General features: G+C 37.0%; 14 protein-coding genes, 3 tRNA genes and 2 pseudogenes. 9 read left to right on the forward strand and 10 right to left on the reverse strand.

Annotated elements, in window-relative coordinates:
* Positions 1 to 269 precede the first annotated feature (269 nt).
* A complete protein-coding gene (gene gpsA / locus ABD909_RS03455; RefSeq protein ID WP_345096557.1) occupies positions 270 to 1,292 on the forward strand; it encodes an NAD(P)H-dependent glycerol-3-phosphate dehydrogenase in 1,023 nt (340 codons plus the stop codon).
* 215 nt (positions 1,293 to 1,507) lie between these two features.
* On the opposite strand, the gene fabI is transcribed toward gpsA, so the two are convergent.
* From fabI to fabA, 3 genes are read right to left on the reverse strand one after another with little or no spacing between them, the layout of a single operon-like run.
* Positions 1,508 to 2,326, reverse strand: coding sequence for an enoyl-ACP reductase FabI (gene fabI, locus ABD909_RS03460; protein WP_345096594.1), 819 nt, complete (start codon positions 2,324 to 2,326; stop codon positions 1,508 to 1,510).
* A gap of 50 nt (positions 2,327 to 2,376) precedes the next feature.
* Positions 2,377 to 3,597, reverse strand: coding sequence for a beta-ketoacyl-ACP synthase I (gene fabB / locus ABD909_RS03465; RefSeq protein ID WP_345096558.1), 1,221 nt, complete (start codon positions 3,595 to 3,597; stop codon positions 2,377 to 2,379).
* Positions 3,598 to 3,653: 56 nt separating this feature from the next.
* Positions 3,654 to 4,163, reverse strand: a complete 510-nt coding sequence (fabA, locus tag ABD909_RS03470; protein WP_345096559.1) for a 3-hydroxyacyl-[acyl-carrier-protein] dehydratase FabA — start codon at positions 4,161 to 4,163, stop codon at positions 3,654 to 3,656.
* Between the two features lie 236 nt (positions 4,164 to 4,399).
* Here fabA and irrA point away from each other — a divergent pair, with 236 nt between their 5' ends.
* Positions 4,400 to 4,894: an iron response transcriptional regulator IrrA gene (gene irrA, locus ABD909_RS03475; protein ID WP_345096560.1), complete on the forward strand. Its 495-nt coding sequence runs from the start codon at positions 4,400 to 4,402 to the stop codon at positions 4,892 to 4,894.
* A gap of 735 nt (positions 4,895 to 5,629) precedes the next feature.
* On the opposite strand, the gene ABD909_RS03480 is transcribed toward irrA, so the two are convergent.
* From ABD909_RS03480 to ABD909_RS03495, 4 genes are all read right to left on the reverse strand, one after another.
* Positions 5,630 to 6,199, reverse strand: a complete 570-nt coding sequence (locus tag ABD909_RS03480; protein ID WP_345096561.1) for an SH3 domain-containing protein — start codon at positions 6,197 to 6,199, stop codon at positions 5,630 to 5,632.
* Between the two features lie 1,421 nt (positions 6,200 to 7,620).
* The gene (rpsU, locus tag ABD909_RS03485; protein ID WP_006590085.1) at positions 7,621 to 7,854 is read right to left on the reverse strand and encodes a 30S ribosomal protein S21; all 234 of its coding nucleotides are present in this window, start codon (positions 7,852 to 7,854) and stop codon (positions 7,621 to 7,623) included.
* 197 nt (positions 7,855 to 8,051) lie between these two features.
* Positions 8,052 to 9,725, reverse strand: a complete 1,674-nt coding sequence (locus tag ABD909_RS03490) for a formate--tetrahydrofolate ligase (RefSeq protein ID WP_345096562.1) — start codon at positions 9,723 to 9,725, stop codon at positions 8,052 to 8,054.
* Between the two features lie 551 nt (positions 9,726 to 10,276).
* A tRNA-Arg gene (locus ABD909_RS03495) sits at positions 10,277 to 10,353 on the reverse strand.
* 384 nt (positions 10,354 to 10,737) lie between these two features.
* Here ABD909_RS03495 and ABD909_RS03500 point away from each other — a divergent pair.
* The 3 genes and pseudogenes from ABD909_RS03500 (at position 10,738) to pgi (ending at position 16,847) form a co-directional block, all read left to right on the forward strand.
* Positions 10,738 to 11,854, forward strand: a pseudogene (locus tag ABD909_RS03500) (efflux RND transporter periplasmic adaptor subunit).
* A 29-nt stretch (positions 11,855 to 11,883) separates the two neighbouring features.
* Positions 11,884 to 14,989: pseudogene (locus tag ABD909_RS03505) on the forward strand (efflux RND transporter permease subunit).
* 193 nt (positions 14,990 to 15,182) lie between these two features.
* Positions 15,183 to 16,847, forward strand: coding sequence for a glucose-6-phosphate isomerase (gene pgi / locus ABD909_RS03510; RefSeq protein WP_345096563.1), 1,665 nt, complete (start codon positions 15,183 to 15,185; stop codon positions 16,845 to 16,847).
* A 564-nt stretch (positions 16,848 to 17,411) separates the two neighbouring features.
* On the opposite strand, the gene ABD909_RS03515 is transcribed toward pgi, so the two are convergent.
* Positions 17,412 to 17,501, reverse strand: a tRNA-Ser gene (locus tag ABD909_RS03515).
* A 307-nt stretch (positions 17,502 to 17,808) separates the two neighbouring features.
* On the opposite strand from ABD909_RS03515, the gene rplU reads away from it, so the two are divergent.
* The 4 genes from rplU to ABD909_RS03535 all read left to right on the forward strand — a co-directional run bounded on the left by rplU (position 17,809) and on the right by ABD909_RS03535 (position 23,023).
* Entirely contained in the window at positions 17,809 to 18,288 is a 480-nt protein-coding gene (rplU, locus tag ABD909_RS03520) for a 50S ribosomal protein L21 (RefSeq protein ID WP_345096564.1), read from the forward strand.
* Positions 18,289 to 18,300: 12 nt separating this feature from the next.
* Positions 18,301 to 18,570 carry a 50S ribosomal protein L27 gene (rpmA, locus tag ABD909_RS03525; protein ID WP_345096565.1) on the forward strand — a complete coding sequence of 90 codons (270 nt, stop codon included), beginning with the start codon at positions 18,301 to 18,303 and terminating at the stop codon, positions 18,568 to 18,570.
* A gap of 1,407 nt (positions 18,571 to 19,977) precedes the next feature.
* On the forward strand, positions 19,978 to 22,509 hold the full coding sequence (ptsP, locus tag ABD909_RS03530; protein WP_345096566.1) for a phosphoenolpyruvate--protein phosphotransferase: 2,532 nt from the start codon (positions 19,978 to 19,980) through the stop codon (positions 22,507 to 22,509).
* A gap of 424 nt (positions 22,510 to 22,933) precedes the next feature.
* Positions 22,934 to 23,023, forward strand: a tRNA-Ser gene (locus ABD909_RS03535).
* 448 nt (positions 23,024 to 23,471) lie between these two features.
* On the opposite strand, the gene ABD909_RS03540 is transcribed toward ABD909_RS03535, so the two are convergent.
* Both ABD909_RS03540 and ABD909_RS03545 read right to left on the reverse strand, forming a co-directional pair.
* Positions 23,472 to 23,609 carry a hypothetical protein gene (locus ABD909_RS03540; RefSeq protein ID WP_345096567.1) on the reverse strand — a complete coding sequence of 46 codons (138 nt, stop codon included), beginning with the start codon at positions 23,607 to 23,609 and terminating at the stop codon, positions 23,472 to 23,474.
* A 582-nt stretch (positions 23,610 to 24,191) separates the two neighbouring features.
* The gene (locus ABD909_RS03545) at positions 24,192 to 24,443 is read right to left on the reverse strand and encodes a hypothetical protein (RefSeq protein ID WP_345096568.1); all 252 of its coding nucleotides are present in this window, start codon (positions 24,441 to 24,443) and stop codon (positions 24,192 to 24,194) included.
* Between the last annotated feature and the right edge of the window lie 571 nt (positions 24,444 to 25,014).

Below are 25,014 nucleotides of genomic sequence, written 5' to 3' on the forward strand. Positions count from 1 at the left end.
ATGTAAGGTTGATGATGAACAGGGAGAAAGAAGTCATCGTTTAAGATGCATCATTTTAGATGTGTTTTTATTTTAAAAAGTTCATAGATAAGTTTAGTTAAATCTTCATTGAGGTTTGAGATAAGTAGTCATTTGTAAAATGTATAAGAAATGATTGTTATACAATTCAAGACAGGTAAGTATAAGAATTTTGACAAGGTTTCTTGCTATGTTAAAATAAAATCATAAGAGATAAAAAGTAAAAATTTGGAGAATAAGCAGAAAATTGAATGAAAGCCGTTTCGATAACAATTATTGGTGCCGGTTCTTTTGGTACAGCGTTGGCTATTGCTTTTGCTCGTAATGGTCATCGTGTTTTACTTTGGGGGCACAATCCTCAACATATCAAAGCATTACAAAAATATCGTTGCAATCAGACATTTTTACCCGATATTCTATTTCCTAAAAATCTATTGCCTGAAGCTTCGCTTGAAACTGCAATAACGGCAAGCCATGATATATTAATTGCTGTTCCAAGCCATGTATTTCATCAAGTATTATACAATATCCAACCTTATTTAGATCAACATTCACGTATTATTTGGGCAACAAAAGGCTTGGAGCATGGTACAGGACGCCTCCTACAAGAAGTTGCTCGCGAGATTTTAGGTGATAAAATCCCTTTAGCTGTTTTTTCTGGACCAACTTTTGCCAAGGAGCTTGCTCTTGGATTGCCTACAGCAATTACGGTAGCAGCTTCTGATATTAAATTTAGTGAAGAGCTACAGCAACTTTTCCATTGTGATAAAAGTTTTAGAGTTTATAAAAATTCTGATATGATCGGTGTGCAATTAGGCGGGGTAGTCAAAAATGTGATTGCTATTGGTGCAGGAATATCAGATGGCATGGGATTTGGGGCAAATGCTCGAATAGCACTTATCACACGAGGATTAACGGAAATCAGTCGTTTGGGTGTTGCTATTGGTGCTAGGCTTTCCACATTTATGGGTATGACAGGTTTGGGTGATTTGGTTTTGACATGTACTGATAATCAGTCACGAAATCGCCGTTTTGGTATGCTGCTTGGCCAAGGAATGAATACGAAAGAAGCAGAACAACAGGTTGGCCAAGTTGTTGAAGGTTATTTAAATACTGAAGAAGTCTATAGATTAGCACGGCGTGTTAAGGTGGAAATGCCCATTACAGAGCAAATTTATCAAGTCTTATTTTGCGATAAAAACGTGGTCGAAGCAGCCAATACATTACTCAGTCGAGCACTCAAAGATGAGATGCATGATACAATATGCTTTTAAACTTTTCAAACAGATGAAAGATATGGTAATCATAATACAAAATGCTTTGCATTTAGGTAACACGAACCATGAAAGGAGCATAACACTTTAGTAAATTAGAAAGTGATAAAGGCTAGTTTTTACGCAACATAAACTTAAACATGAAAAACTTTATCTCTGCTTAAGCCATATCTTTAAAAATAAACTATTTTGCACTTTACAAGTACCATAAAGAATTATTCTCCACGTGTTTCCTCACTTTGTTTTAACTCTTCAAGTGTTGGCATAGACATAATATTATAACCTGAATCAACATAATGAATTTCACCAGTAACACCTGACGATAAATCAGAGAGGAGGTAAAGAGCAGATTTACCAATTTCATCAATATTTACGGTGCGACGCAATGGAGCATTACGGCGTTGATATGAAAAAATTGCACGTGCAGCTGCAATGCCATTCCCCGCTAAAGTTCTAACTGGTCCAGCTGAAATTGCATTAACACGAATATTTTGGGGACCAAAATCTGCTGCTAAATAACGTACCATAGCTTCTAAAGCAGCTTTAGCAACACCCATAATATTGTAATTAGGAACAACTTGTTGTGAAGCTCCATAGGTGAGTGTTAAAAGCGCGCCTCCATTAGGCATAAGCTTACCAGCACGCTGGGCAATTTCAGTAAAAGAATAAGCCGAAATAACCATTGTACGTTTAAAATTTTCGCGTGTTGTAACATCAACGTAGCGCCCTTTTAATTGATTTCTATCTGAAAAACCAATGGCGTGCACAACAAAATCAATCGTTTTCCATTCTTTTTCAAGATGTTCAAAGACACGATCAACATTTTCAATTTTTTCAACATCACATTCGAGCAACAATTTACAACGAAGTTGTTCGGCTAGAGGTTGGACCCGCTTCCCGAAAGCATCTCCTTGGTAGGTAAATGCTAATTCGGCTCCTTCTTGTGCTAATTGGCATGCAATGCCCCATGCAATCGAATGGTCATTTGCAACCCCCATAATAAGGCCACGTTTGCCCTCCATCAAACCTTTCATATTATTCTCCGTAAGACCGTGCTTTTTTTCAACCAACTAAGAACTCCTATTTACGCATAGCGTTGAAAAATGAGCGTTGCATTGGTACCGCCAAAACCAAATGTATTTGACAATACAGTATTAAGTTGTTGATGATCAAGGCGTTCACGAACAATGGGCATATCGGCAAAGGCTGGATCAAGTTCTTCAATATGAGCGCTCTCGCAAATAAAATCATGATTCATCATTAATAGTGTGTAGATTGCTTCGTGAACTCCTGCTGCTCCCAAGGAATGCCCTGTCAGAGATTTTGTGGCAGAAATTGGTGGACATTGATCACCTGCTCCAAAGATACGGCGGATAGCTTCTATTTCTGGAGGATCACCAACAGGTGTTGCTGTTGCATGAGGATTAATATAATCAATTTTATTATTTACAGTTGCAAGCGCCATGCGCATGCACCGCTCTGCTCCCTCACCAGATGGAGCAACCATGTCATGTCCATCGGAGGTAGCGCCATATCCGACGATTTCCCCGTAGATTTTTGCACCACGTGCTTTAGCAAGTTCAAGTTCTTCAAGAACCAAAACACCCGCTCCACCAGCAATAACAAATCCATCGCGATTGGCATCATAGGCACGTGAAGCCTTTTCTGGTGTGTCATTATATTTGCTGGACATAGCACCCATGGCATCGAAAAGTACAGATAATGTCCAATCCAGATCTTCGCAACCACCTGCAAAGACACGATCCTGCTTGCCATATTGTATTAATTCATAAGCGTTACCAATACAATGATTAGAGGTAGCACAAGCCGAAGAGATTGAATAGTTCACACCTTTAATTTTAAAAAAAGTTGCAAGCGTTGCGGATGCTGTAGAACTCATGGCCTTAGGTACAACAAAAGGGCCAATACGTTTTGGACCTTTTTGACGGGTAATATCAGCAGCTTCAACGATCGATTGTGTTGAAGCGCCGCCAGAGCCCATAATGATACCTGTGCGCTCATTTGATATTTCATGAAGTTCTAAACCTGCATCAGCGATTGCTTGATCCATAGCGATATGATTCCAAGCAGTCCCACGTCCATGAAAACGTAAGGCACGCCGGTCAATTAATTCTTCTACATTAACATCAGGTTTACCATAAACTCTGCTACGGAAACCTAATTCAGCATAGTGGGGTGCATAAGAAATTCCGGATTTTGTTTCATACAAACTGGTTAAAACAGTGTTTGGATTATTTCCAATTGCGGAGACAATTCCCATTCCAGTTACAACAACTCGACGCATCCATACCTCCTTGTTCCATACAGAATAACAAAATGTTCCTTTTAGTGGAAATGGTTTTAGTCTTCTTTAAATAAGGCAACACGTAAATCACTCGCTTTATAGATAGCTTCTCCATCTGCTTTTAGCCATCCATCTGCTATACCTAGGACCAAATTTCCACGCCGGATACGTTTAAAATCTATTCCATATTCAAGAAGTTTGGATTGTGGAGTGACCATACCGGATAATTTTACTTCACCTGTTGATATAGCTCTCCCTTTTCCTGCTTCACCTAACCAACCGAGAAAAAAACCTGTTAACTGCCACATACCGTCTAAACCAAGACATCCTGGCATGACTGGATCTCCAATAAAGTGACAATTAAAGAACCATAGGTCTGGAGTAATATCAAATTCAGCGCGAACCATTCCTTTATCGTATTCACCGCCAGTTTCACTGATTTGGGTGATTCGATGAATCATCAACATTGGCGGTGCTGGTAATTGTGCATTACCCTTACCAAACATTTCGCCGCGAGCGCAGCTTAGAAGCTCTTCATAAGTGTAGCGAGACTTTTGTTCAGCCATTGTTACTCCATTTATTTATGTATATTTTAACTTCTGCGCTTTTCCCCAACCTACTTTTAGAGCAAATTTAAAGGAGAGGGAAATGATTTTATATCATTTTTAATGACAAAAACTGTTTTTTATGTATCCTGCATAGATAGTGATTTAAACATGGAATGAAAAATTATATTATATCATTCTAGTTTTTGTATTTTAACCTGATTTGAACAGAATATAAATATATTATGGTTTTTAATATGTCAGTGAGCGCAGACAATTTAGGTTTAAATGAAGAGCAACAGAGCGCAAAAAATTGTGGACAGATTACAGGTTATTATTCTACTTCTGTGTTAGAGAAACATTTGCGTCAGAATGGTTTGCGACTAACACGCCAGCGATTAGAACTTGCTAATATGATTTTTTCTCATGGTAACCGTCATATTGCTGCTGAGGAGCTTTATGAAGAAGCGATAAAGGTGGGTGTACCTGTATCTTTAGCAACGGTTTATAATACGCTTCATCAATTTACGGAAGCGGGGTTATTACGAATTATTGCCGTGGAAGGTTCGAAAACTTGGTTTGATACGAATACCTCTGATCACTACCATTTTTATATAGAGGGTGAAAATCGTATTCTTGATATTCCATGCAATTTAGGAGAATCGCCCATTATTGGAAATTTGCCTAAACCACCAGAGGGTATGGAAATTTCCCATGTTGATTTAATAGTTCGATTAAAACCAAAAAGCTGATCTGATAATCAAGTTATCCCATATAACATTATCGGTTAGGATTATGATGTAAGGCAGATAAAGTTTTGCAGAGGTGATACTTTATTAAATAACACATTGATTTATGATAATAAATCATCGTTTCTCAGCTTGAGTGATAATTTCGCATATAGTGAATTCTTTCATCATAAGCTTTCTTATATTAAATGAATTAAAATCATCTCTTTGTACATCATAAGTGACGCTGGCGTGTGAGTAGTATTAAGAAAGCAATACAAAGCTTCTTATGAAGGCATTTCAGATGCCAAGAGCTTATTGCGATAGTGGGAATCGGCAAAGAGTATGAAGATGTTGTTTAAGTTTTCATAAGTATAAAGATGGTGGTGCACAATAGCTTTACCATTATGCCATACACAAAAGAGGTCATAAAATGGTTTAGAAACATTGAGATATGCCTCTTTAAAGCAGAGTATGTGCATGGCAACACAATGACATTTTATGGTGTCCTGTTTTTGCATAAAGGGCGTGAACGTATTCAAGATTATGGTGAATATTCGGGATAGAGCTTGTCCATAGAGCCTATGAATTGAACCACGTAAATGGTTAAATTAGGTGGAATTTACGGAGAAAAGCTAGATTGTTTACAGTTCCGTATTCGTTAAGATTTTTTTTGCCTTTAGAGCAAAAAGAAAGTCAAAAAATAGGAAGGAGTAGAATACAAATTAAAGTTGTTTGATTTAAAGCTTCAGCAATTTTTTATTTTTCTATTTTTTCATCAGGATAGATTCCCCATAACTGAGTTTGATGAAGCCATCCTCGGATATTATTGATATTTAGTTCGCACCAATGCCCATTGCATTGGCGAATATTGCCAATAACATTAGGCTCTACTTCTGCTACAAGTTCTGCGTTTTCTGTGGGATTTTTTCGTAGCATCAGCCTTTTTGTTTTATCTTTTTGCCATGGAATAGTGATAGCGGTCCGTTTTCCCGATAGAAGCGATTGGTATACCCAGCCTTCATCACCTTCGGCATCACGAATTTTGCGCCATTGATCATATTCTTGGATAATTTCAATAGGGAGTCCCTGTTTTTTATAGGTAAAGATGATAGAATAATTACTCCCTGGTCCAATGCGCACATTTACACGTGTGGGTTTAATGGAAGCAAACCGTGGAAGTGGTAAACCACTTGGTCCTAAGTTTTGCCCAGAATTTGTATTGAGTAGTTGTGCATGCAGAAAATGAGGAAAACCGGGGACAAAAACTCCTGCTATGGAGATATGTAATGTAAGCAATAAAAATCGAAACCAATGAGAATATTGCACACTTAAACCTTTTATCTTTTCGTTATTGGCAATCTAAGAACTGGAGAATTGAGAACTGATAAGGGAGCTATGGCACATTGCTAGTTAAAGAGATCTAAACAATGCAGAAATTGTTACAGGAAACATAGAATAAATTAAGATAAAAATTTGAACATTCTTAATGTTTGCTTTATTTACAAGAGAAGGGTCTTTGAGATTAGCACATAAATTCTCATGTAGTGTATGATTGAGACAGATATGAGATGATTAAGATGCGGGGAAAGGGTGTATCCACTTTTGTGTAACAGATTGGGGGTAGAATATTGTATCTCTCTGTCTGATTTATTTTTCAAAAAATGGCATAACTATATTAATTATTACCATTAAAAAATTATTCAATGACAGGTCAATAAAGAGATTGATATATAATTTTAAAAGCAATTTTAGAATGTATGAATCATATATTAGTGAACCATTCAAATGCAAGAGCATTCGCAATATTGAAGATAAGCCAACATATGAAGGACTCATTTATGACGGCACAAACATAAGGCAGTTTTTGGAATCTATGCTTTTAGAAGCTTTCAGTTTAGTTATAAAGCAGTTTCATCCCGATCCATTGATTATGCAAATATTGCGGTAAATGAACATAGGGTTATATGGGCGTCTATTAATTCTAGATTGTTTATGAAACAACAACAATAATGGAATTTATCGTCGCATTAATAAATATTGAGGATGAAAACTACGTATTCGATATTATATCCTTTGTGAATACAATTTCATATTATGATAGCAAAATTATATTTCTCAATTTGAATTGATTAGAGGAATTTGAAAGAGGATAAATATTTGATATTTTTGTGTTCCACTATCTTTATACTTATGAAAGAGCAAAAGAGCACTTTCATTATTTACCAGCCTCCAATGTTGCAGAAGCCCTTGGCACTTGAGAACTTTCATAAGAGGCATTTTCCCTTTTCTTATAAGTTTTAACCTATACGCTAACCTCATTTGTGATATACGAGGATGTGATTTTAATTGATTTCATATAAGAGGGGGATGAAATGAAAAAATCTTAATAATATTCAGAGGTCTTATTCATTGTCCAAAACAAAGATTATCATTATAAATCAATGCATTATCTAAAAACTAAGAGAACTTCCACAGGGTATACGCACAAAGAAAAGACCACATTAAGAAACAGCAAAAACATTCTGTATTTAACTGTGCATTCCACAATGACAAACTTATCTTGACACAATGAGCAAAGTAAAACCCACTCATATTTTAAAAATTACTGCCACAGTTTAAACAAAGAACATAAAACAAACAAAATCGAATGCGATAAAAACCACCTTCACCGAATTAAATAACTTGGCTAAATACTATACCCACTGCAAATGCTAATGTGATTCCCAAGAGCTTGCAACAAAAATGCACTATCTCACTGCAGAAGCTCGTCCGTTACTCACAAAGCCTTCTCTTTGCGCACGCTTCCGCGCAAGCTTACGTGTACGGCGAACAGCTTCAGCTTTTTCACGAGCACGCTTTTCTGATGGTTTTTCATAATAACCACGCATCTTCATTTCACGGAAAATGCCTTCACGCTGCATCTTCTTTTTCAACGCACGTAGCGCTTGATCAACATTATTATCACGAACAAGTACTTGCACTATCTATCCTGCTTTTTTTCAGTGTCATAAATAATAGGAAAAACCTAATCGTTTTTAAAATAATATCTAAAAACAATATATATAACAAAGCATATATCACATAAAAAAGGTGCTTGTCTATATCACTTTTTAAAATTCTCTTCTTTTTACTATTAGTCGCTATTCGTAATGAATGATTTGAGTCTATGGACATAAGCTTATGAAAGCCCTTGTATCTGATCATTTTCGTCAAGATGAATTTTCTCAGCGATAGGGTAATGGGGTAAGCCAGGCATAGTCATGACATCTCCGCAAATGACAACAATAAAACCTGCACCTGCCAAGAGACGAACTTCACGTACAGGAATTTCAAAATCAACAGGGGCACCGTATTGAGTAGGATCAGCAGAAAAGGAATAGGGTGTTTTTGCCATACAAATAGGGTATGCGCCATAACCCTCCTTTTCCCAACATTCAAGCTGTTTAAGAATAGGATCAGCGATGATAGCTCCACGACCACCATAGATATTTTTTATAAGAGTATTAATTTTTTGAACGAGTGGTAGTGCATCTTGATACAGAAATTTAAAATGGCAATCTTTTTCTTCAATGAGGGTAACAAGTTCTTTTGCAAGTGCTACTGCACCTTTTCCACCTTGTTTCCAATGTTTGCAGACAACAGCTTTGTGTCCAGTTGTTGCGACTATTTTTTGTAACGTGCTTATTTCAGCTTCGCTATCAGTATCAAAATGATTAAGTGCAACAATACAAGGGATGCCATAGTGCTGCATATTTTTGATATGTCGTACAAGGTTGATTGCTCCCTCTTGTAAAGCAGTGATATTCTCCACTGTCAGGTTCTTTTTGTCCACACCACCATTCATTTTTAATGCGCGAATTGTTGCAACAATCACTGTTGCATTTGGTACAATTCCCGCTTGTCGACATTTAATATCGAAAAATTTCTCTGCTCCAAGGTCTGCGCCAAAACCTGCTTCTGTCACAATATAATCAGCAAGCTTTAAAGCAGTTTTTGTAGCTATAACTGAATTACAGCCATGAGCGATATTGGCAAAAGGTCCTCCGTGAACAAGAACAGGGTTATTTTCAATTGTTTGTACAAGGTTAGGTTGCATGGCATCTTTAAGAAGGACTGTCATTGCCCCTTCCGCTTTGAGATCAGCAACTGTCACAGGTGTTTTGTCATAACGATAAGCAACAATGATTTTTTTAAGTCTTTGCGTAAGATTTTCTAAATTTTCGGCAAGGCAAAAAAGAGCCATAATTTCTGATGCAACAGTAATATCAAAACCTGTCTGATGAGGAAAACCGTTGGTGACACCACCCAATGAAGTAACAATATCGCGCAATGCACGGTCATTCATGTCAAGGACTCGTCTCCAAACAATGCGGCGGGGATCGATATTCAGACGATTTCCCCAGTAAATATGGTTATCTATCATTGCGGCAAGAAGATTATGAGCAGCGGTAATTGCATGAAAATCACCAGTGAAATGCAAATTAAGGTCATCCATCGGTACAACTTGAGCATAACCACCTCCAGCAGCACCACCTTTTATACCAAAACAAGGACCTAAAGATGGTTCTCTTAAGGCGGCGATAGCTTTTTTCCCGATAAGATTGAGAGCATCATTGAGACCAACTGTTGTTGTTGTTTTTCCTTCTCCAGCAGGTGTTGGGTTAATAGCTGTGACGAGGATAAGTTTACCATCTGGATTATGATTGAGCGATTTTATGTATGCAGAAGAAATTTTAGCTTTATCATGTCCGTAAGGAATAAGATTTTCATGGGTTATACCAATTTTTTTGGCAATTTCAGTGATGTGTTGCTTTTGAGCAGAGCGAGCAATTTCAATATCTGTTTTAGGCATGGAAAAATTCTTTAAACTCGGCTTTTGTTGACATTAAGAGCGTGTACTATAATCAGATGAGAGAACCTATAAAATATAGAATGACAATGTATCATAGAGGTCGATAATATACTGTGCAAGAGGGAAAATTAAAGTGGAGAAAAACAAGCAATTGTGAAGTTTAGGAAAGAATCGCTATGTTTCTCGTTCTCACAAGCTTTTAGAAAGAATGCAGAATTAAGAAAAAACGGTATCAAAGTCTTAAATTTTCCCTGGTGGTATCCTGTTGGGATTTTTGATTTCCAAACATTCCATTCTTTCAGGGCTTGTCTATAAAGAATATTATAACTCTAAAGGTTTTATGCAAGAAACCTTCAAAGTTTTTTATCTTTGAGTCATAAAAACATTTTAAATATCTAAAGAACTCTAAAAATATCTTAGAAAGTCTCTCTAATTCATCATCAAAAAAGCGGATATCCTGTTTTCTGGCAATGCGATCAGGACAGAATGGAAAATGTTTCAATAAGGGGAATATATTTCTTAAATATTGAAAAAAATGGAAATTGAAAGAATGGCGCACCCGAAGAGATTCGAACTCCTGACCCCCAGATTCGTAGTCTGGTGCTCTATCCAGCTGAGCTACGGGTGCATCGATTTTCAATTTTCTATCTTATTACGACAAAGGGTTCCTAATCGTTTCATGGAGGAATTGCAAGTGAAACTTAGTGAAAAGAAAAAATTTTATTCCTTTATTGGTATGATATTGTTAAAAAAGTTTCTATGTATTTCCAGTTTTGATGAGATTTTGTATAATAATTTCTTTGGTATATTTGGTATATAAAGATAAAATTTAAGATGAACGATAGTTAACTTGACGTTTTAATCGACCAAAGATAATCAAGCAAAATAAGATATGTTTTTTGCAGTGGGGGTAAATATACTACCTGCAGTTCAGTTTTAGTGAAACTCGAATGTTACTGTTGAGGGCTGTTTCAGACAATCGATATATTCATGATACAGCAAGAGTAGCGGTATGGAGCTGTTAAAAAAGACCTTTTCATTGGTGTTCTCGTTCTCATTTTGATGATTACTTATTGGGCAGGGAAACAAAGTTCACAACAACCTGTTTTGGTAGTGGATAAAGCAACAAGTACGTCCAATAAAATCTCAAAAATGTCTGCAGAAAAACCACCAATGAATGTGGTTGTTGATCTTGTAAAAATTGAAGATTTTTATGAACGGCTCAATGCACTTGGTAGTGGACAAGCATTTGCTTCTGTAGAATTAACACCTTGGTCTTCAGGTATTATTGATAAGATTTTTGTTTCAGCTGGTATGAGAGTACAAGAGGGTGACGTACTTGTAAAACCCGATTCTCAAAAAGAACAGATAGCAGCTGAAAAAGCGAAAGTACAACGTGATAATAGTGCATTAACACTTTCTCGTATTCTTAAATTACGTGCTAGCAAGACAGCAACAGAGGTTCAGGAAATTACTGCTCGCTTAGAGCTAGATAACGCAAATTTGGTTTTGTGTAATGCTGAGTTAGATCTTGAACGGCGGACAATTCGTGCGCCAATGAGTGGAGTTATTGGTATTTTACCCATTGATGAGGGCAATGCTGTGACTGTTAATACTGTCATAGGCCAGTTTGAAAATAGAGAACGTATTTTAGTTGATATATGGGTTCCTGAACGCTACGCATCGCGTATTCATAAAGGGGATAAGGTGACGGCCATATTAACGGCACAGCCAGATAAGACTTTTGTTGGTCATATTTATGCGATTGATAATATCGTTAATCCAGAAAGTCGCACACTTCATATTCAGGTTGAGATCAAAAACGAAAGAGATACTCTCATGTCTGGTATGTCTTTTACAGTAGCGCTTGAATTTCATAATGGTTCTTTTCCTGTGGTAAATCCTCTTGCTATTCAATGGAATAATAAAGGGTCGTTCGTTTGGCGTGTAAGAGAAGGGGAAGTAGAGTCTATACCAGTATCGATTATTCAGCATGAAAGCATGAAAAAGATAAGGTTTTTGTAACAGCACCTTTAAAAAATGCTGATCAAATTGTTATTCAAGGATTACAAACACTTTATCCAGGAAGTAAGGTTACTTTTGAGGATAAAAATTCCCATCAACAGTAATTATCAGCCGTTTATGGGAAGGATGGACAATGAGCCAAGAATTGAACACAAAACAGGCAAAGGTACCAGAGCAAGGCAGTATCATTACTTTATCTATTCGCAGATCAGTTTTTACTTTCGTTTTAAATGCTATGATTATGATTGCAGGGATTTCTGCATGGTTGAATGTTGATGTGCGGGAACTCTCAGATGTTGATACTCCAGTGACGACGATTATAACGCTTTTTACTGGTGCATCAGCAGAAACAATTGATCGTGAAGTGACAAAAGTTATAGAAGATGCAGTTGCTCGTGTTTCAGGTGTGAAGACGATTTCTTCAACTTCTTATTTTGGCATTTCTCGTGTAGAGGTTAATTTGAATGTTGGTGTTGATTTGAATATTGCAGCATCTGACATTCGTGATGTTTTGTCCCGTGTTACGTATACTTTACAAAAGAAGCAGATGCGCCTCTTATCATTAAAGCAGACTCGAATGCTGCTTCAATGATGTATTTAGTCGTGACTTCACCAACAATGAGTATTGATGATTTAACAATGATTGTAGACGATAAAATTGTTGATGCGCTTTCTGCTGTTGATGGTATTGGTGATAATCAGGTTGCGAATGCTCGCAAGAAGATTTTTCAAGTTGATATAGATCAAGCAAAACTTGCCGGTTATGGATTAACCGTGGCAGATGTTTCACGTGCTCTTGCAGATATAACAACCGATGTGCCGGTGGGGTCATTACGCAATTCTAAGCAAGTTTTAGTTGTGCGTACTATTGCACGTTTAACAACACCAGAAGCTTTTGAGCAGGTTCTCTTAACACCTATGTGCATCTTGGTGATGTTGCGTATGTTACTTTGTAACCTGATATAGAAACGGTTATTCTTCGTATAAACGGAAAGACAGGTATTGGGTTGGGGATTGTACGTAAAGCACAATCTAATACTCTTAATATTTCCAAAGGTGTGAGAGCGGCTATCAATAAACTCAAAACTATCGTTCCTTCTGATGTACATATAGATGTTATTAGTGACGATGCACTTTTTATTAAGAGTGCACTTCATGTGGTTGAAGTTGCATTGATCATTGCTATTCTTAGCGTTATCTTAGTTATTTATCTTTTTCTGAGAGATATTCCTGCAGTATCTCTTCCTGTCGCTTTAATTGGTACAATCGCTGCCATTTATCTTGTAGGTTTTTCTTTGAATATTCTCACATTTTTGGGACTTGTTTTAGCGACAAGACTTGTGGTGGATGATGCCATTGTTGTTCTTGAGAATATTGTTGGTGGCGCAATATGGGACTAGGCTCTAGGGCGGCAGCGGTGTTAGGGACACGTGAAGTTTTTTTGCTGTTTTAGCAACAACGTTGACGTTAGTTGCTGTTTTTGTTCCTATTTCTTTCCTTCCTGAGCAGGTTGGGCGGCTTTTTAGAGAATTTGGTTTTGTTTTGGCAATTTCTATTCTTCTTTCTGGGGTTGTAGCTTTAACGCTTTGTCCTATGTTGGCTTCACGTTTTGTTAAAGGGCATACTGAGGAGAAGAAAGAAGGAGGACGTCATTATTTCAATTTAACTTTTTTGGATAAATTAGGTTCTTTTTTTCATAAAGGATATACTTATAGTTTGCATAAATGCTTAGAAAGGCCTTGGACTGTTATTTTTGCAGGTTTTTGTGTTGGTAGTTATACGAAATTGCAACAAGAGTTAACACCATCAGAAGATAAGGCTCTTATCTTTTTGGTGGTCAATGGGCCACAGGGTATTTCAGCACGATATATGAATGAGCAAGTAGAAAAAATTGAAGCGAAATTACAGCCTTTACGTGATGCTGGAGAGATTGCTAACAGTTATTCTATAGTGGGCATGAATGGCTCAACCAATACCGCTTTTTTAATTTTATTACTTTCCCCTTGGGAGCAGCGTTTACGAAATCAACAAGAAATTGTAGAAGATATTAATGCAAAAGTTAAACAGTTCCTAGCAGTTTTTGTGTTTGCTGCGCAAGGAAACTCATTAGGTGTAAGAGGAATTGGTCAAGGGTTGCAATTTGCAATTCTTGGCAATGATTATGCAACATTACAACCCATTGCTGATAAGTTGGTGCATGCTTTACAAGCTGATTCACGTTTTATTCGTCCACGTCTTACTGTTGATGCAACACAAGCGCAGTTTTTTATTGAAATTGATCGAGAAAAAGCTTCTGATTTAGGAATTGATATCAACAATTTGGGTAATACGTTACAAGCAATGTTGGATGGTAAAAAGATTGGCTCTATTTACGTAGATGATCATTCTTACGATGTTAAATTGACATCGCATAAAAATCCTATAAAAAGTCCTCGTAATTTGGAAAATATTTTTTTAAAACCAAGGGCAACCAATATGTTCCTTTATCGGTTATTGCGCATTTACATGAAAAAGCTACTGTTCCTCAATTACAACGAGAAAAGCGTATGAGTGCGGTTACTTTAAGCTCCAATCTTGCTCCAGGTTTTGCTTTAGGAAGTGCTTATCAGGCTGTACAGGAAATTGCTGCTCCTTTGTTATTGAAAGGAAATTATTTGGTTCCCTTGGGGACGGTTGAAACACTGAATGAAACCTCTTCCGGTTTTGTCATTGTTTTTGGAATTGCCTTTGTGATTATTTTATTGGTTTTAGCCGCACAATTTGAAAGTTTTATTTCAGGATTTATTATCATGGCTACTGTACCATTAGGAGTTGGTTGTGCTGTGATTGCTATGCTTTTAAGTGGTGTTAGTCTTAATATTTACAGTCAAATTGGTTTAATTTTGCTGATTGGAATTATGGCTAAAAATGGTATTCTTATTGTTGAATTTGTAGATCAATTACGTGATCAAAGCAAAAGTGTGCGTGAAGCTATAGAAGAGGCAGCGAATATTCGTCTTCGTCCAGTTTTTATGACAATGATTTGTGCGATTTTAGGGGGAATTCCTCTAGTTTTAGCAAAAGGTGCTGGTGCCGAGGCACGTATAGCTTTAGGTTGGGTAATTGTTGGCGGTTTGGGTCTCGCAACTATTTTTACTTTTTTTGTTACACCGGTTGTTTATCTTTTCTTGGGACGTTTTATAAGACCAAAAGCAGAAGAAAATCTGCGATTAGCAAAAGAATTAAGCCAAGTTGAATGATATGTCTGGTGGGAAAGCTTTGATTTTTTACTTTTGTTTTAAAAATGTCGTTTTTTGATTTTATCTTTCCACTTTTGTACCCCTTCATTTTGTATGCAAGCAGTAAAAATGGTGAGCAATATAAGGGAGCACACTCTGTTTTGTTATTGTTTGTGTGTAAATTTCATTGTCAATAATAATGGGAAATAAGACCATGGGAGATGGCTTATTAATTCGAAACGAAAAAGCCTTTAAAGCAGCTTTTAAAGCGTTGAGAGAACACGCTATAAAGGATGGTGTGCATGATATCCGTAGGCATTTTTTAGAAGATGCGCAACGTTTTTCCCATTTCTCTTTAAAGCTTGATGATCTCCTTTTTGATTTTTCGAAATGTGGTGTGACGTTAAAAACATTGCAGCTCCTAGATAATTTAGCTGTTGCAGCAGATGTATTAGGCAGGCGTGAAGCAATGTTTTCCGGTCAGCCCATTAATACAACGGAAAAGCGCTCAGTTCTTCATATTGCATTACGTTTGATTGCTGATGAAGTTTTCATGTTGGATAATCATGATTTAATTCAGGCTGTTCAAGCTGTTTTTGATGATATGGAAAGATTTTCTAAAGAGGTGCGTGATGGCAGCTATAGGGGAAGTAGTGGCGAGAAGATAAGTGATATTGTCAACATTGGTATTGGTGGTTCTGATCTTGGACCTGTGATGGTTACACGTGCCTTAAAACCTTATCATGATGGTCCGCATTGTCATTTTGTTTCTAATGCTGATAGTGCAGATATTTCTGATATTCTTTCAGTTTTAAATCCTGCAAAGACACTGTTTATCATTGCTTCTAAGACTTTTACAACGGCTGAAACGATAGTAAATGCTCAAGTTGCGTGTCAATGGATTCGTTCACATTTAGGAGAAAAGGCTGTTGGTAGACATTTTGTTGCTGTTTCGAGTGCTCTTGATAAAGTAGCGGAATTTGAAATAGATTTTGCAAGAGTTTTTCGATTTTGGGATTGGGTTGGAGGGCGTTATTCCATTTGGTCTGCCGTTGGCCTTGTTGTGATGTTAGCAATAGGAGAGAAGAATTTTCGCCAATTTCTCAAAGGTGCTCTACAAATGGATCAACATTTTAAAACGGCGCCTTTGCATGAAAATATTCCTATTCGCTTTGCTCTTTTAGGGTTCTGGCATCGTGTTATTTGTGGTTATGCATCACGTGCCATCATTCCCTATGCTCAGCGTTTGGCACATTTTCCAGCTTATTTACAACAACTTGATATGGAATCAAATGGTAAGCAAGTCTCGCTCGATGGCAAACCATTAAATTTTTCTAGTGGTCCAGTTGTTTGGGGAGATTCAGGGACAAATGGGCAACATGCTTTTTTTCAGCTTCTGCATCAAGGAACAGATATTATTCCTGTAGAATTTATTTTATTTATAAAAGGGCATGAGCAAAATTTACATTCTATGCATGAAATGTTGGTAGCAAACTGCTTAGCGCAATCAAAAGCTCTCATGAAAGGTCGCAATGTCGAAGAGACTCGGCGCGTCCTTTTAAAAAATGGTATGAGTGCGTGTGAAGCAGATAATTTAGCACTGCATAGAAGTTTTGAGGGAAACCGCCCCAGTATTATATTGGTTCAGGATTTGTTAACACCTTTTGCACTTGGTCGCCTCATTGCACTTTATGAGCATCGTATTTTTGTCGAAGGTATTTTGATGAATATTAATTCATTTGATCAATGGGGTGTAGAGCTTGGAAAAGAATTAGCAAATGAATTGTTACCAATATTGCGTGGAGAAAATAAAGCAGATAAACGTGATAGTTCAACATTAGGACTGTTGGCACATATTCAAGCAAGACGTGCAGAATAATACAGAAACTGTAAAATCCATTGTGCTGCACCATCTTTACGCTTATGAAGGTGCGAGATGGCACCATTATTCTATTTACCAACTTAAAATATCACGACAATTTTTGTATTTGAGAGCGTTCATAAGAGATATTTTTATTTCTTTTTTTAACGGTTTTTATCCAAAGTCTACTCAGTTTATGACATGTAGGAGAGGGGGATTTGATTGATTTAAGGTGCATCAGTATAGTTTTAAGATTATGTTACCTTGTTGAGTGGAAAAGGAGGGATGAAATAGGAATATATAATAATTCATTTATACATATTTTTACCATGAATATATTATGTATTAAATTACGTTTTTATAGCTTCATGAGCAAATTTTAGATACTAAAACGCTTTGATTCTGAATCGCAATTATAATGCGAGAAACTATCGGCTTTTTATGTGCCATTGGATATTTCCCTTTAATCTCTTTGTATTCTTTGTGAGAGTTTTTTTAAATCCTTTGAAAAGAATGTATGGTATAAAGTTTGCTGATAAATGACAGAAAGATATTTAACAAAGATTACTGTAGCGGACATTTTGGCGGAGAGAGAGGGATTTGAACCCCCGATAGAGTTGCCCCTATGCCGCATTTCGAGTGCGGTGCTTTCAACCACTCAGCCATCTCTCCATATATTATATTCAAAGTACGATAAAGTTTTACCTATTGAAGTATTATGGTTGGTAGATAGCCTTCAATTGCGTTTAGTACAACCATTTTTTGCTTTTTTAGAAGGCTTTATTGACAGAGAATGGAAATTCCGTCATAACAAAATATACAGGCGCGGAGAAATCTGCGCATGTTTGTATTTATGAGGATATTTTATCCTCCTCTTAAAATCTATTACGACTGATAAAAAGCAGCCTATTTTCTCTTATCGACAAGATAGAAATCGGATAAGAGTCAAATAAGAGCTGGTGGAACGAAAGGATAAAAAATGTTCGCAGTCATTAAAACGGGTGGTAAGCAATACCGTGTTGTTGCTAACCAAATGGTGAGAATTGAAAAAATTGTTGGCAATACCGGTGATGTTGTTGAATTCAAAGATGTCTTGATGGTAGGGCAAGAGGGGAGTGCAATTATTGGTACACCTGTTGTTGCTGATGCTTTAGTTACGGCTGAAATTGTAGAGCGAACACGTGGGCGTAAAGTTATTGCATTTAAGAAACGCCGTCGTCAAAATTCGAGACGCACGCGTGGTCATCGACAAGAACTGACGACACTTCATATTTTAGAAGTTTTGATGGGTGGTGCAAAGCCTAAAAAGGCGGCGGCAAAGCCAATTAAAGAAGAAGGCACTGCATTAAAAGAGGCAACAAAAGAAGCAAAAGCACCTGCTTCTGTTAAGAAAACAGCTGAAAAAAAGACCGTGCCGCAAAAGAAAGCGGCTGTAGCATCAAAGAATAAAGAAGATTAAAGGAGAACGTCCATGGCACATAAAAAAGCTGGTGGTTCCTCGCGTAATGGTCGCGATTCAGAATCGAAACGTCTTGGCGTTAAAAAATTTGGTGGTGAAACAGTTATTGCTGGAAATATTATTGTTCGCCAGCGTGGTACGCGCTGGCATCCTGGTGATAATGTCGGTATTGGAAAAGATCATACCCTTTTTGCTCTGTCAAACGGTATAGTTTCTTTTCAAAAGAAAGCAAATAACCGTGCTTATGTCTCGGTCATTTCTCAGATAGAGACGGCAGAATAGGCTATAATATTCTCTGCATAACCGGTATTTCGTTAGAATTCGGTTGTGAGATTATGAATCTTTAATAAAGGGAAGATAGAGTTCTATCTTTCCTTTTTTGTATTGATATAGAGATGTGCAGAAAACTGAAAAAGCAGATTTTGGAATTGTTGTTTCTCAAAGAACTAGAAAATTTGTGCTATATTTTGTTTGTACTAAAGACATTGATAGGATGATGAAACTTATCGATAAATTGGTGTATGATGGCGAGGAGAATTTTTTCTCTTTATACGCGAAAAAGCACTAAACAATTTATATTTTAGAGAGGCAATTGATTTTCGGAGAATTTTAAATTTTGTGGGAAGCTTGGCACGATCATTTTGGTAAGAACGAGTCAACTTATGAGTGTTTATGATATCTGTAATCTTCTTAAACGGTTATAGGAAGAGTGAGATTATCCATTTTGAAAGAAAAGCAATAATAAAAAAGATTATACAAATTGTTGATTGAAGCTGCTTTGTAAGTGAGGTGTATTGAGGTTGGGGAATTAATTTGGTGTGGGGTTACATTTAAGGGAATTTAATTTGAAGTCATTGAAATGGCAGACATACAATGAGCAATCTCAAGAGCATTTTTGCTTTATCTATTATTTGAGCCTAAGATGGACTCTATGAATATAAGAGCAAAGCTTAGTTGAAGATAAAAATGCTTTTCATTTAAGAGCTCTAGTTGTCTTGTTTGTTAAAATACCTAGAAATTAAGATCATTTATAGAAATTGACATGATTTTAACTGTCGAAGATGTTATTTTAAAGGGGCCATATTTTGCGGATGTTTAGAAAAGAGGCATTGTAGAGTTGTGGTATCTATTTGATAAAGGGAAGTTTACAGAGGGGTTAGGGTTATATCTTGTGAGTTTTGTGTTGTGGCGTATTTAAATGTGGAATCTTAAAGAGGTGGGGTGTGTAGAATAATTTATAATCATGTAATAAATTAATGAATTAAGGGGAGTTAAGGGCAGTTTACTCAATTTTGAGGGAAGAAAATTGAAATATCAGCTGAAATTATAGATGGTTGATTTTTTATTTCCGTATGGGAATAGGAACGAGTTATATCCAATAACTTGGAATGGGGGGGGGGGGAGAATGTTTTTAAAAATAGTTTTTCAGTTAGTTTTGTACATAAAGATTGGGAACATTTGTTTTTGTAAAGTAAAGAACAGGAGTTAAATTTTCCATGATGGTTTAAGCAATTTAGGGATGGTGTTATCTAATTGTTAGATATGTCATGTTAAAATGTTTGAACGTCTTGCTTGGTTATATTTCCTACAACAGCGGCAATTCAACGTGTTCTTTATATTTTGGAAAATGTGGTTTTGAAACAAAATTGATCAAAACATTTCTATTCAAACATGAGGCAATGTAAATCCATGATAAGATGTGAGGAAGCAGAAGCAATGAATACAGGTTTTAATGAGAGTGAAATCTTATCTATAAAGTCTGTACAACTTGCAGCTGCCTTTAATCATAAAAATGATGCTATTCATGCTGCTGCTGGGTTACTTATGCAGATTGGTGCCGTTGATAAATATTACCTAGAAAGCATGCTCAAACGTGAAGCAATAACAAATACTTGGTTTGGAAATGGTATAGCAATTCCCCATGGAATGTTTGAAAATAATGATTTAGTTATGAGGGAAGCTATTGCTGTCGTTCAGATTCCTGCAGGTGTTGAATGGCGGGATGGAAATAAAGCGCGTTTGATTATTGCCATTGCAACTTGTCTAGATCGCTATAAAGAGATTTGCAAACAATTGACGAGTCTTTTATTTGATAAAGAACGGCTTGAGATCCTTTTGACAACTTCTGATAAACAACAGATTGTTACAAATCTTTTTGGTCAGGACATGACAAGAGGAGAGGCTTCTATAGGAGACCTTTCGGTATGTCAGGAATGGACTTTAGATTATCCAAGTGGTCTTCATGCACGACCAGCTTCTCTTTGGGTTGACTTTGCAAAAAAAGCGCAGAGCTCTATCAGGATTCGCCATGGTCAGTATGTCGTTGAAATGAAAAATTTGGTTGGTTTATTACAATTAGGAGCAAAAAACGGTGATGTTCTCATTTTTTCAACGGATGCTGTAGAAGGAGTACAACTTCTTAAGGATGCCATTTCTGTTGCAAAGAAAGTAAGCATAAGTGAAAAATGTGTAATGAGAGAAATGGAAATTCAAACAAAAGCTTTTCATGGTTGGTATCCGAGTTCTAAGCAAAAAAGCATTTCTGGTATTGGAGCAAGTTCAGGGTTAGCTTTTGGAAAGACTTTTATTTTAAGACAAAATGATATTTCCATAATGGATCAGCCAATAGGTTTTGCGGCTGGTACGGCATGTTTTGAAAATGCTCTTACAAAAACGAAACATAAAATGGCATCCGTTATTGCTGATATCACAGCGCGTATGGGTGCAGATTCAGCGGCAATTTTTTCTGCGCAAATGGTTTTGCTTGAAGATGAAAATCTAATAGCTCAAACTTGTCGCTTGATTGCAGAAGGTCATGGTGTTGCATGGTCTTGGGATAGAGCAGTTCGGCAATTTGCAGATATGTTTTCTAAGGTTGATAATCCTTTATTAGCAGCTCGTGCTGTTAACTTAATTGATGTTGGTCGTCGTGTTTTGGGTGAAATTAATCCATCATATAGATCATTCTTTTTAAATGATATTCCACATGGTGTTATTCTTGTTACAGATGATCTTTCTCCTTCTGATGTAGCGCAGCTTGATTGTATGAAAGTACAAGGGTTAGCAACTGCATGGGGAGGTCCACTGTCTCACACGGCTATTTTGGCGCGTACCCTTGGAATTCCAATGGTTGTCGCTACAGGGATGGATATTTTAGCAGTTGAATGTGATGTTCAAGCTATTATTGATGGCGATAATGGGTTTATTTACCTTGATCCTACTCCTGAGGATATTGAAGATGCTCAAAGACAGATAAATATTGTCGCACAAAAGCGTGACAATGAGATACATGTCTATAAATTACCAGTACAGACGACAGATGGTCAGAGAATTCGTATCATGGCTAATGTCAACTATGCAAATCAGGTTCCTGTTGCGCTAGATTTGGGGGCTGAAGGAGTTGGACTCATGCGTACAGAGTTTTTGTTTTTAGAGAGTCCACATATTCCAGATGAAGAAGCACAATTTGATGTGTACCGTGCGATGATTGCAGCCGTAGGGGATAAGCCATTAATTATTCGTGCACTCGATATTGGTGGAGATAAACAGGTTACACATTTACACTTATCTAAAGAGGAAAATCCCTTTTTAGGTGTTCGAGGAACACGGCTTTTATTACGTCGGCGTGATCTTTTGATTCCTCAGTTACGTGCTCTGTATCGCGCTGCCAAAGATGGTGGAGATCTCTGGATTCTCTTTCCAATGGTTATGTCTGTGTCAGAGATTTTTGCTATAAAAAAGATTACAGAAGAAATTCAGAGCGATGTTGATGCACCAAAATTAAAGCTTGGTATTATGATTGAGGTGCCTGCAGCAGCTATTATGGCAGATGTTTTGAGTGCTCATGTTGATTTTTTCTCAATAGGAACCAACGACTTAACACAGTATACCATGGCTGTTGATCGACAAAATCCCTATCTTGTGTCTGAAGCAGATAGTCTTGATCCAGCGGTTTTGCGGATGATTGATCAGACTATTCAAGGTGCAGCAAAACATGGATGTTGGGTTAGTGTGTGTGGTGGTATGGCTAGCGATCCTTTTGCTGCGATGATTTTAACGGGACTTGGGATTCATGAACTTTCCATGATATCCAGTGATATTGCTTCCGTAAAAGCATGCTTACAGACACATAGTTTTGAAGAGATGAAAATTTTAGCAAAAAAAGCATTACACTGTGAAACTGCACGCGCTGTACGTGCTCTTAAGGATGATATAAGGTGATGGAGGAGCTTTAAGGGAAGAGCGCGTACAATCTTAGCAGTTTCGTGAAGAAAATACGTTATAAATCATTTTTGTTAGAATAAAGTTTATTGCGTCCTATGCTTTAATATTAAGGAGCAAAAGAGGGGCAGTTATTGTTTCTGTCGATATTTAGATATAATGAATGATAATGGATTTCTTTTGTTGCGTAATGCTTTATTTTTGAAAAACATGAGCAGCATAATCAATTTGAAGAGAGTATTTTTTCTTCAGAGAGCAGGTATGTTTGTGATTTCAAAAATTTTTCTGCTTTAAACAAAGAGAACAGAGTTGTTATTCAAGAAGTGTCACATTTTATTTTTATGGATAAAATCATTTTTTGAATTTTGAATAGAGAGTTTAGACTTGCACGTTATTCCTTTATGGGTATAGTGTGCACACTTCTGGAGAGGTGGCCGAGTGGTTGAAGGCGCACGCCTGGAACGCGTGTATATGGGAAACCATATCGAGGGTTCGAATCCCTCTCTCTCCGCCATTTATCATAAAATCAACGGATTATATAAAGGTTCAAGGATTTTGCTTTCTTTGATTTTGTTGATTTCAATTGATGTTCTCTCTATAGCAAATTGCTACGAATTATTCTTTCCAAAGTCGATAATTTATTCATCACTCTGGCCTCAAATTGCTATAATGGCTGGGCAGGTATTTAAGTCGATAGTCAGCGGTAGAGGCTCATTTTCTTAAAAAGAGCATAAAATGAACTACATTTTCCCAAGAATGAAGCTTTTTCTACCACAGGTTAACATCTTTTATGATATGATCGGCAATGTTGTTGATAAGAAAGATAATAGGCCCTTTTTTCTTAAAACAATTTGATGTTTGTGAAAACACGTTCGTAATAAGGTTAACGGAGCTTTCAAGTAAATCATCTTCATAGCAGTGTGCAAACAAAGTGGGCGCAATTCCTTCGTAGAGATGGGCTTTTATTCGATTATCACTGGACCACGCGTGGTTTGCATGATTTCCATATGCGCAGGACCATATTCAATCCTCACTGCGCGAATGTACTGTTTTGCATAAGAAATAAAAGCGGCATAAAGGGGGGCTTGAGCATCAAGCAATTCATAAACAAAAGCACTTCCGTTATGGATACCCTTTTTTTATCGCGATAAAGAGCATATCTTTATAGCTTCTCCCTTTACAATGGCATCTAAGATGTGTTCCTCTCCTTCTAATCTCTCTTGAAGCAAATAAGCCTTGTTAGGCGTACCAAAAATATTTTTCTGCGTTCAGTCAATCTCAGAGACGCACGCCGCTACTTTTTCATGGTTAGAGAAAAACAAAACACCATAACTCTCAGCAGAATCGTTCGGCTTTATCACATAGCCGCTGAGGCTTTCAAAATTATCGAGAGTACAATTGTTTTTTGTAAAAGAACCTTTGATTGTATATAAGATAAATCATTTTCACAGAAGCGTTTTTGCATCGCTGCTTTTTTCCGTCGCCGATCGGTAGTTGAGGGGTTATTTCCAAGAAAACCATAGTAAGCAGCCAATTGTTCTGCTCAGTCCGTAATATTCAGAGCCAAAATTTTTCACACTCTGAAAAAGAATGGTTGCCAGTGTATTATATGCACAAATGTGAAAGCCAATAAGGTCTATGCAGACGCATAAAAGTTTAAATTCGGGAGAAAGCTTATCTGCTTACGGTATAAGCATTGTTTTTTTATCGGTGACAGGTGGCAAGTCGTTTGTAGAGCACTCGGCACTATATTCATCGCGAAAGATAACATATTTGGCCAGAAGACTTATGATAATGTCAAACACACAAATGGTTGCAATCAAACCATTATAGCCGACTTCAGCTTCTCCTCCTCGTGGGCTGGTGGCTTCTAAGAGATAACCACTGAGCGCGAGTTTAGTATTATAAGTTTTCAGCGTACTTAAGGTGATCAAAGAAAGATAACCATAGAGATAGAGACCGCAATAAAACCCAAAGGGGAGTCGACATAATAAAAAAGCGCAATCAATAAAAGTAGGTTATAGATGACAATCCGTCTTTTGTATAAATCTCCCAATTGTAACGAGGCGTTAATATGCACAAGACCATTTTTTATCAAAAGGATAGGGTGTAAGGGGCCCAAAAGCTATCGTTAGACCTAGAAAAACCAATGAGGATGTTATGTGATAAGCATTCCAAAGGTTTCTTCGGAAATTTGAGTAGCGGGGAAGGCTAGTATTTTTGCTGCGTTTCTTGGGAGGGACCTTGCCGTTAAAGGGTTACTTTACCAGATGATGAGCACTGCTATATTTGTATTCTCAAGGCTGTCTCTGTTTAATTCAAGATTGCGGGGTTATTCTTGATCATTGTCGCGATAAGCTTGGATTTTGAGTTGGCAATACCCCTCAATTATCGAGCAGAAATTATTTATGATCTTAGATTGAGATGCGCTAAGATAATTTTAGGTAGCTTTTTATACAATCGATTTGGGTGGGATGACTTCGTTTTTTTGGAGGTATTATAATG

It is taken from the genome of Bartonella acomydis (genome assembly GCF_039543025.1).
GTDB classification, from domain to species: Bacteria; Pseudomonadota; Alphaproteobacteria; order Rhizobiales; family Rhizobiaceae; genus Bartonella; species Bartonella acomydis.